A 9,164-nucleotide genomic window follows, 5' to 3' on the forward strand; every position below is an offset into this window, starting at 1 on the left:
GGCATGAATATGCCAAAAGCCCGAGACATGCATAAGGCAAAATGCCATCACCGAAGGTGATATGGGATGCATTTTGACTTGTAACTGTGAAGGGACTGAACAGTTACAGAAGCTGAATGAAGTAGTGGTTTAGTGAAAAAATAAGCAAAAGCTATAAAATGTTAAAGGATGGAATGGACACATGCAATTAAAACCTGAGGAAATATCCAAAGTCATCCGAAGCCAGATAAAATATTATGAAAATGCGATACAGCAGAATGAGACAGGTACAATCCTTATGGTTGGTGACGGAATCGCACGTGCCAGCGGACTTGTGAACTGTATGGCAGGCGAATTACTGGAATTTGAAGATGGAAGTTTCGGTATGGCACAGAACCTGGAAGAAAACAGTGTTTCTATTGTAATATTTGGCTCCGATGAGAATATCGGTGAAGGCCAGACCGTAAAGCGTACAGGCAAAGTTGTGTCTGTACCGGTCGGTGAGGCTATGATCGGACGAGTAGTGAATGCACTTGGTCAGCCAATTGATGGTGCAGGACCGATCGATACAAAAGAATTTCGCCCGGTAGAGAGCAAGGCACCTGGAATCTGTGAGAGACGGTCTGTATATCAGCCGCTTCAGACAGGTATCAAGGCGATCGACTCTATGATCCCGATCGGACGGGGACAGCGTGAGCTGATCATCGGTGACCGTCAGACAGGAAAGACAACTATCGCAACAGATACGATCATCAACCAGAAAGGCAAGGATGTACTCTGTATCTATGTTGCGATCGGACAGAAACGATCTACAGTAGCATCTCTGGTGGAGAATCTTACCAGAAACGGTGCTATGGATTATACCATCGTAGTGGCTGCGACAGCTTCTGAATCCAGCCCGCTGCAGTACATTGCACCGTATTCAGGCTGTGCAATGGGTGAATACTTTATGAACCAGGGAAAAGATGTACTGATTATTTATGATGATCTGAGTAAACATGCGGTTGCGTACCGTGCACTTTCCCTTCTGATCCGTCGTCCGCCTGGACGTGAGGCATATCCTGGAGATGTTTTTTATCTGCATTCCAGACTGCTTGAGCGTGCAGCGAAGCTTGACGACGAGCATGGCGGCGGTTCTCTGACAGCACTGCCGATCATCGAAACACAGGCAGGTGACGTATCTGCCTATATCCCGACAAACGTAATTTCTATTACAGACGGACAGATATTCCTGGAAACAGAACTTTTCCATTCCGGTATCATGCCGGCGGTAAACCCTGGTATTTCCGTATCACGAGTTGGTGGAGATGCACAGATCAAGGCTATGAAGAAGGTTGCCGGAACTCTGAAACTGATCTATTCTCAGTATCGTGAACTTCAGAGTTTTGCCCAGTTCGGCTCAGATCTGGATGCTGATACCAAGGCACGTCTGGAACAGGGTGCACGTATTGTAGAAGTTCTGAAACAGAGCCAGAATGCTCCGGTGCCGGTAGAAAAGCAGGTAGCAATCCTGTATGCGGTAACCAAGGGCATCCTTGAAAAAGTTAACGTTGAAGACGTAAGCGAATATGAAGCAGGACTGTACACGTATCTCGATGCAGATGCAGCTGGTCTGGAAGTGATGCAGCTTATCAGCTCTACAGGCAAACTTGAGCCAGAAACAGAAGAAAAACTGCGTCATGTACTGGAAGCGTATACAGAGAATTTCCTGAATACAAAACCTGACAAATAATGTGAGTAGGAGGGTATAAATCATATGGCTGGAAATATGAAAGCGGTAAAGCTGCGTATCAAAAGCGTACAAAGTACGATGCAGATTACCAAGGCCATGGAGCTTGTTGCATCCTCCAAACTGCGTAAGGCAAAGGAACGTGCAGAAACCTGCCGTCCTTACTTCACAGAGCTGCATGAGACACTGAAAGACATTGCAAAAGAAAACATTGATTTTTCTTCTGTATATTCCAGAGAGTCCTCCAATCCCCGCACCTGTTATGTGGTGATCGCCGGTGACAGAGGACTGGCTGGCGGATATAATGCAAATCTTTTTAAATGTCTTGAGTCTGCAGCCGAAGGCAGGGACTATATGGTGCTGCCGATTGGAAAAAAAGCAGTTGAGTATTTCAGACAGAGAGGCATTGAATGCCTGACAGATAAGTTTGCAGAGATTGCAGGTATTTCTGTCGCAGACTGTTTTGAGATCGCGAATCTGCTTTGTGAAGAATTCCGCAAAGGAACATTTGGTCATATTGAATTATGTTATACCGTTTTTGCATCTATGCTTTCTCAGCGTCCGGAGGTATTTTCCATACTTCCTATGACAGATATCAGAGAGGAAAGCGGCGGCAGAGTGGATACAAGAAATCTGATCCTCTATGAGCCGAATGCAGAGGTTGTGTTTGATGCCATTGTTCCGGAATATCTGGCGGGGCTGGTTTATGGCGGTGTATGTGAGAGTACAGCCAGTGAACTTGCAGCCAGAAGAATGGCTATGGACGCTGCGACAAGTAATGCAGAAGAGATGATCGATAAGCTGAATCTGTATTACAACAGAGCACGACAGGCCAGCATCACGCAGGAGATCACGGAGATTGTTGCAGGTGCGGAAGGGCTTTAAAGGGGCTTAATTTAGCATAGGAGACTTAAAACATGAGTGAAAAACACATTGGCGAAGTAGTACAGGTCATCGGTCCGGTTCTGGATATCCGCTTTGCGCACGATGAACTCCCGGCTCTTCTCAATGCCATAGAAATAGAATCAAACGGCGCAAAGCTGACAGCCGAGGTAGCGCAGCAGATTGGTGACGATGTCGTGAGATGTATCGCCATGAACTCTACCGACGGTCTTGTCCGGGGCACAAAGGCAGTAGATACCGGCGGCCCGATCACAGTTCCGGTAGGAGATGCCTGCCTGGGACGAGTATTTAATCTTCTTGGAGATCCGGTAGATAACCAGCCGGCTCCGGAAGCACAGGAACGCTGGTCCATCCATCGTCCTGCTCCTTCTTATGAGGAGCAGATGCCGGCTACAGAGATCCTGGAGACTGGTATCAAGGTCGTAGACCTGATCTGCCCGTATGCAAAGGGTGGTAAGATCGGTCTGTTCGGTGGTGCTGGTGTAGGAAAAACAGTCCTTATCATGGAGCTGATCCACAACGTAGCTACCGCTCACGGCGGTCTGTCTGTATTCACAGGCGTTGGGGAACGTACCCGTGAGGGAAATGACCTTTACAATGAAATGAAAGAAAGTGGAGTTATCGACAAGACTGCCCTGGTTTATGGCCAGATGAATGAGCCGCCGGGAGCACGTATGCGTGTCGGACTTTCCGGACTTACCATGGCGGAGTATTTCCGTGATGAGAAAAACCAGGACGTGCTTCTTTTCATTGACAATATCTTCCGTTTCACACAGGCTGGTTCTGAGGTATCCGCGCTTCTTGGACGTATGCCGTCCGCAGTAGGATATCAGCCGACACTGGCAACTGAAATGGGTAACTTACAGGAGAGGATCACTTCTACACGTAAGGGTTCCATCACATCTGTACAGGCCGTTTATGTGCCAGCCGATGACCTTACAGACCCTGCTCCGGCAACAACTTTCTCACATCTGGATGCTACGACTGTACTTTCCCGTGAGATCTCCAGCCAGGGTATTTACCCGGCAGTAGATCCGCTGGATTCCACAAGCCGTATCCTTTCACCTGAGATCGTTGGCAAAGAGCATTATGAGATCGCGAGATCTGTACAGCGTGTGCTTCAGCGTTACAAAGAACTTCAGGATATCATCGCCATCATGGGTATGGATGAACTTTCTGAGGAAGACAAGCGTACGGTAAACCGTGCACGTAAAGTTCAGAGATATCTGTCACAGAGTTTCTCTGTAGCAGAACAGTTCACAGGTATGCCTGGTAAATATGTTCCGCTGAAAGAAACCTTAAGAGGCTTCAGGATGATCCTTGACGGCGAATGCGATGACATCCCGGAGAGCTACTTCCTGTTTGCAGGAACCATCGATGAAGTATTTGAAAAAGCTAAGAAACAGTAAAGGAGGTGGCTTATGAGTACCTTCCCTTTACGGATCGGAACACCGGACGGACTGCTTTTTGAGGGCGATGTGGAGCGTGTGGTCTGCAGAAGTATCAGCGGCGATATCGCGATTCTTGCAAGACACTGTAACTTCTGTACCGCTCTTGGAATGGGTGAAGCCAGCGTAGTCATGGCAGATGGAAACAGACGGACTGCAGCCTGCATCGGCGGAATGCTTTCTGTCATGAACGGAACCTGCCGTCTTCTCGCAACCACCTGGGAGTGGAAAGAAGACATCGACGCAGAGCGTGCACAGGCAGCGAAGAAACGCGCCGAAGAAATGATCGCCAAAGGCGGCCTCACCGACCAGGAATACAAGATGGCATCTGCAAAACTGCAGAGGGCACTGGTACGTCTGAGTGTAAAAGAATAGAGTGAATTTGCAGGGAGAGCTGTGGCTCTCCCTGTATTTTTTATGTTTACGATTCTGCCATAAAGTGCTATGATGTGTATTACAATCATAACAAAAAAATGCCAGGGAAAAGGGAGTGGAGTTTATGAAAGACACGACGCTTGAAGGCAGAGCAAAGACGAAAAATGGTGTTACAAGACTTGTTTTTTCGGTTGTGTGTATTCTGCTGGAAGTGATATTTATTTTGCTGCTGTTTACAGGGCTCAATCGTTATGCAGAGGCGATCAACCTGTGTACGAGAGTATTGGGGCTGATCGTTATTTTGAATATGTATGCATCTCCAGTCACTTCGACGATCAAAATGCCATGGATTTTTCTCATCATGGTATTTCCGATCATGGGACTCACCCTGTACCTGATGGTTGGTCTGAATGGCGGTACGAGTAAAATGCGGAAACGTTATAAGAATATCGATGAACAGCTTTTGCCGCTGCTTCCAACGAACCATGAGATTCAGGAAAATTTACAGCAGATGATTCCGAAGGCAGGAAATATTTCTTCTTATATTCAGAAAAATGCATTCTATCCTGTGTATCAGAATACAGATGTGGTCTATTATGATGAAGCTGCAAAAGGGCTGGAAGCACAGCTCGAGGAATTGGCGAAGGCAGAGCATTTTATTTTTATGGAGTATCATGCGATTGAGGATGCCGAAGCCTGGCATCGAATCCAGAATGTGCTGGAAGAACGTGTAAAAGCAGGTGTGGAAGTCCGGGTGTTCTATGATGATATGGGTTCTATTGGTTTTATCAATACGGATTTTATCAGGAAGCTGGAGGTGGTCGGAATCCGATGCCGTGTATTCAATCCGTTTATGCCGGGCTTAAATGTGTTTCTGAACAACCGTGACCACCGTAAAATCACAGTCATTGACGGCAAGGTCGGATTTACCGGAGGATATAATCTTGCAAATGAATATTTTAACCTGACACATCCGTATGGACAGTGGAAAGATACCGGTATCCGTCTGGAGGGCGATGCGGTGCGTTCTCTGACAGTGACTTTCCTTGAGATGTGGAATGCAGTTAACGACAAGGATGAGAATGACACGGATTTTGCCCAGTTTTTGCTGGAATATCCGTATAAAGCACAGCAGACTGGATTTGTTCAGCCATATGCGGACAGCCCATTGGATGGCGAAAAGGTGGGAGAAGAAGTTTACATCAGCATGGTGAACAAGGCAGAAAAATACTGCTGGTTTATGACACCATATCTGATCATTACCGATGAGATGGCACATGCAATGACTCTTGCCGCAAAACGAGGCGTAGATGTAAGGATCATCACGCCGGGCATTCCGGACAAAAAACTGATCTACAGTGTCACCCGGTCTTTTTATCACGAACTGGTCAAAGACGGCGTGCGGATCTACGAATGGACACCGGGGTTCTGTCATGCAAAAATGAGTGTTGCAGATGACTGTATGGCAACCTGCGGAACCATCAATCTGGATTACCGAAGCCTGTATCATCATTTCGAAAACGGATGTTTTATGACAGACTGTGATGTGGTTCTGGACATCCGAAATGACCTGCAGGAGAAAATGAAAGAATGCCGTGAAGTCACCGAAAAATACCGTACTGGCCGCAGTGCATATCTTCGCCTGAGCCAGCTGCTTATGAGACTGTTTGCGGGATTATTATAGGAAAAAGGCGTGAGAGATATACTTGTTAGCATTGACTCACCGGGTATGTATAAAGTAAAATAAAAACATATAAAACGTAGAATATGAAGAAATAAATAAAAACAGAACAGACTCTGACGGCAAGGAATTTCATCCGAGCGGGAATAGTTGTTAATGTGAAATCTACAGATTGCTGTGAATGAAATAAACAGTAATATTTACAGGACTTCTCTACCCTGACGGTGGAGGAGTCTTTTTGCATTTATGGAGATTTTTTACAGAGAATACAGGGTCTGTTATGAAACAGGGAGGGGATTTACGAATGCTGAAAGTAGCAATTTATGGAAAGGGCGGTATCGGAAAATCAACCGTGACATCCAATCTGGCAGCGGCTTTTGCATCCATGGGGAAGAAAGTCATCCAGATCGGCTGTGATCCGAAAGCAGATTCTACGATCAATCTGCTTGGTGGTGAACCACTTCGCCCGGTGATGAATTACATGCGTGAAGAGGACGAGGAACCAGAGAAACTTGAGGACATTTCAAAAGAAGGATTTGGAGGAGTTCTCTGTATTGAAACAGGCGGTCCGACACCGGGACTTGGCTGTGCGGGAAGAGGAATCATAGCAACTTTTCAGCTACTGGAAGACCTGAGGTTATTTGAAACCTATCAGCCGGATGTTGTGCTTTATGATGTGCTTGGCGATGTAGTCTGTGGTGGTTTTGCAGCACCGATCCGTGAGGGATATGCGGAAAAAGTTCTGATCGTAACCTCTGGAGAGAAGATGGCACTGTATGCAGCAAACAACATTTCCAGTGCTGTACGGAACTTCGAAGACAGAAGTTATGCGAGAGTTTTTGGCATTGTCCTGAATCATCGAAACGTTGAAAACGAAACCGAAAAAGTGCAGGCGTTTGCACAGAAAAGCAATATTCCGATCGTAGGTGAAATACCAAGAAGCGATGAAATCATCCGATGGGAAGACCAGGGCAAGACCGTGATCGAGGGAGATGCAGGATCTGAGATCAGCAGACGTTTTTTTGACCTGGCAGAAATGCTTTTGAAAGCAGAGGAAGAAGAATGAGCAGAGCCTATTATTGTACAGTAGAAGAATTAAATGAGCGTGGGAGGGACAATATTCCGGACCAGTTCAGATCAAATATGCATCTGATCTACAGCTCTCCGGCGACACTTGCCTTTAACTCTCCGGGAGCAGAAGGATTCGGTGTGAAGAGAGCCGGACTTGCTGTTCCGGATTCGATCATGCTGATTGTGGCACCGGGATGCTGCGGACGAAATACATCCCTGATCAGCTCCATGCGCGAATATGACAATCGATTTTTTTATCTGATGATGGATGAGACAGATATCGTGACAGGACGTCATCTCAAGAAAATACCAAAAGCAGTAGAAGAAATCTGTAACAGCCTGGATAAGAAACCATCTGTTGTGATGATCTGCATTACCTGTGTAGATGCACTTCTTGGCACAGATATGGAGCGTGTCTGCCGTAAAGCGGAGGAGAAGACCGGACTTCCGGTGCGTCCATGTTATATGTATGCATTGACCAGAGAGGGACGGAAACCACCGATGGTACATGTGCGACAGTCTTTATATTCTCTTCTTGAGCCGACAAAAAAGAAAGGAAATGTCGTCAATCTTCTGGGATTTTTCTCGCCGCTTGTGGATGACTGTGAGCTGTATGATCTGCTTCACAGTGCAGGGATCAAGACGATCCACGAGATATCCAGATGCAGAGACTTCGAAGAATATAAGACCATGTCGGAGGCGAATTTCAATCTGGTACTGCATCAGGAATCACGTTTTGCGGCAGAAGATTTTAATGACAGACTGAAGATTCCGTTTATTGAGTTACGACGTTTATATCAGACAGATAAAATACAGAATCAGTATCAGGCGTTTGCGTCTGTGCTGGGAGTTTCTTTCGAACTGGACAAGTATCGAGAAGCAGCAGAACAGGCAATCGAAGACTTTCGAAAAGTCTGTCCGGATGCATCGTTTGCCGTTGGGGAATGCATGAACGGAGATCCGTTTGAACTGGCACTTGCCCTTCTGAAATACGGATTCAAAGTACCGGAAATCTATGGAACGATCACAGTAGAGAACTTCGTATATATGAAACAGCTTGCCCTCTTAAGCCCGGAAACAAAAGTATTTTCCAACATGGAACCAACCATGATCTACTACGATCCGGCGCAGAGCGGTGTAAACATCACCATAGGCAAAGACGCCCTCTACTACCACCAAAACTGCCCGGGCCTGATGTGGAACCAGGACGAGCAGCCGTATGGCTTTGCGGGAGTGAGACGGTTGTTTGAGGCGTTGAAGGAATGCATATGAGTAATAAGAGCATCTACAAAGAGGTGGATGCTCTTATTTTGTCGAACGATTTTTCTTGAAGCTATGAAATCTTATATAATAAACACATTCACATGTGAAACTGATCTGAAACTCAAAAGGCAAATCAGCCTGAAATTCCCTAAAATTAAGAGATTTTCAAGAAGAATGTTGAAGTCTGAAAGCGGAACGTATATAATATAATCATAGAACAAAATGTAGTAAACATTCTTTGAGAAAAAAGTTTCACAGCAAGGAGTGTTTATGGAAAAACAGAAAAATCAAGCCCCCGACAGTGCGATTACATATCATAACAAAGATGTGATTTCCAAATTATAGAATCAAGGTAACCAGTGCGGAAAATATATGGCAAAACGGACGTGTTAGCGTTGACTGACAACTTGTGTATGAGATATAATAAATTCTAACAGCAGACAGGATGACTTGATCTACCTGAATGCAACTACACAGACACGTTCAAATTTTATAAATACTAAAGAACAGACTCTGATGGCGAGGAAACATATGTATAGGGGTTACTTGTTCACAGGTAGTATCCCGCGAGGCGTTTTGCCATGAATATGGCAAAATCCCGAGAAATACAGGGCAAAATCCCATCACCGAAGGTGATTTGGAATGGATTTTGACCAAGTTACTGTGAACGGAGTGAACAGTAACTTATAGGACCGGGTAGGTCACTGCAGATCCG

7 protein-coding genes are annotated in these 9,164 nt (G+C 45.8%); all 7 read left to right on the forward strand.

All coding sequences use genetic code 11. From position 1 onward, the window contains the following. The first annotated feature begins 181 nt into the window (after positions 1-181). A complete protein-coding gene (gene atpA, locus DWX28_RS15430) occupies positions 182-1,711 on the forward strand; it encodes a F0F1 ATP synthase subunit alpha (RefSeq protein ID WP_022213589.1) in 1,530 nt (509 codons plus the stop codon). Between the two features lie 24 nt (positions 1,712-1,735). Then, positions 1,736-2,593: an ATP synthase F1 subunit gamma gene (atpG, locus tag DWX28_RS15435; protein WP_022213588.1), complete on the forward strand. Its 858-nt coding sequence runs from the start codon at positions 1,736-1,738 to the stop codon at positions 2,591-2,593. 32 nt (positions 2,594-2,625) lie between these two features. After that, a complete protein-coding gene (gene atpD / locus DWX28_RS15440) occupies positions 2,626-4,020 on the forward strand; it encodes a F0F1 ATP synthase subunit beta (protein ID WP_118253666.1) in 1,395 nt (464 codons plus the stop codon). Positions 4,021-4,032: 12 nt separating this feature from the next. After that, positions 4,033-4,434, forward strand: coding sequence for an ATP synthase F1 subunit epsilon (atpC, locus tag DWX28_RS15445; RefSeq protein ID WP_022213586.1), 402 nt, complete (start codon positions 4,033-4,035; stop codon positions 4,432-4,434). Between the two features lie 124 nt (positions 4,435-4,558). After that, positions 4,559-6,118 (forward strand): cardiolipin synthase, encoded by a 1,560-nt coding sequence (gene cls, locus DWX28_RS15450; RefSeq protein ID WP_118253669.1) that lies wholly within the window; start codon positions 4,559-4,561, stop codon positions 6,116-6,118. Between the two features lie 301 nt (positions 6,119-6,419). Then, positions 6,420-7,181 (forward strand): nucleotide-binding protein, encoded by a 762-nt coding sequence (locus DWX28_RS15455; protein ID WP_022213584.1) that lies wholly within the window; start codon positions 6,420-6,422, stop codon positions 7,179-7,181. Further along, positions 7,178-8,458: a nitrogenase component 1 gene (locus tag DWX28_RS15460; protein WP_022213583.1), complete on the forward strand. Its 1,281-nt coding sequence runs from the start codon at positions 7,178-7,180 to the stop codon at positions 8,456-8,458. The genes DWX28_RS15455 and DWX28_RS15460 overlap by 4 nt, the downstream gene beginning before the upstream one ends. Positions 8,459-9,164: the final 706 nt, after the last annotated feature.

Source organism: Blautia sp. AF19-10LB (assembly GCF_003461245.1).
In the GTDB taxonomy this organism is placed as follows: Bacteria; Bacillota; Clostridia; order Lachnospirales; family Lachnospiraceae; genus Blautia_A; species Blautia_A intestinihominis.

Excerpts from the sequence above, each read along its gene's own strand:
- atpA (WP_022213589.1), top strand. The coding sequence starts at position 182 with ATGCAATTAAAACCTGAGGAAATATCCAAAGTCATCCGAAGCCAGATA.
- atpG (WP_022213588.1), top strand. The coding sequence starts at position 1,736 with ATGGCTGGAAATATGAAAGCGGTAAAGCTGCGTATCAAAAGCGTACAA.
- atpD (WP_118253666.1), top strand. The coding sequence starts at position 2,626 with ATGAGTGAAAAACACATTGGCGAAGTAGTACAGGTCATCGGTCCGGTT.
- atpC (WP_022213586.1), top strand. The coding sequence starts at position 4,033 with ATGAGTACCTTCCCTTTACGGATCGGAACACCGGACGGACTGCTTTTT.
- cls (WP_118253669.1), top strand. The coding sequence starts at position 4,559 with ATGAAAGACACGACGCTTGAAGGCAGAGCAAAGACGAAAAATGGTGTT.
- DWX28_RS15455 (WP_022213584.1), top strand. The coding sequence starts at position 6,420 with ATGCTGAAAGTAGCAATTTATGGAAAGGGCGGTATCGGAAAATCAACC.
- DWX28_RS15460 (WP_022213583.1), top strand. The coding sequence starts at position 7,178 with ATGAGCAGAGCCTATTATTGTACAGTAGAAGAATTAAATGAGCGTGGG.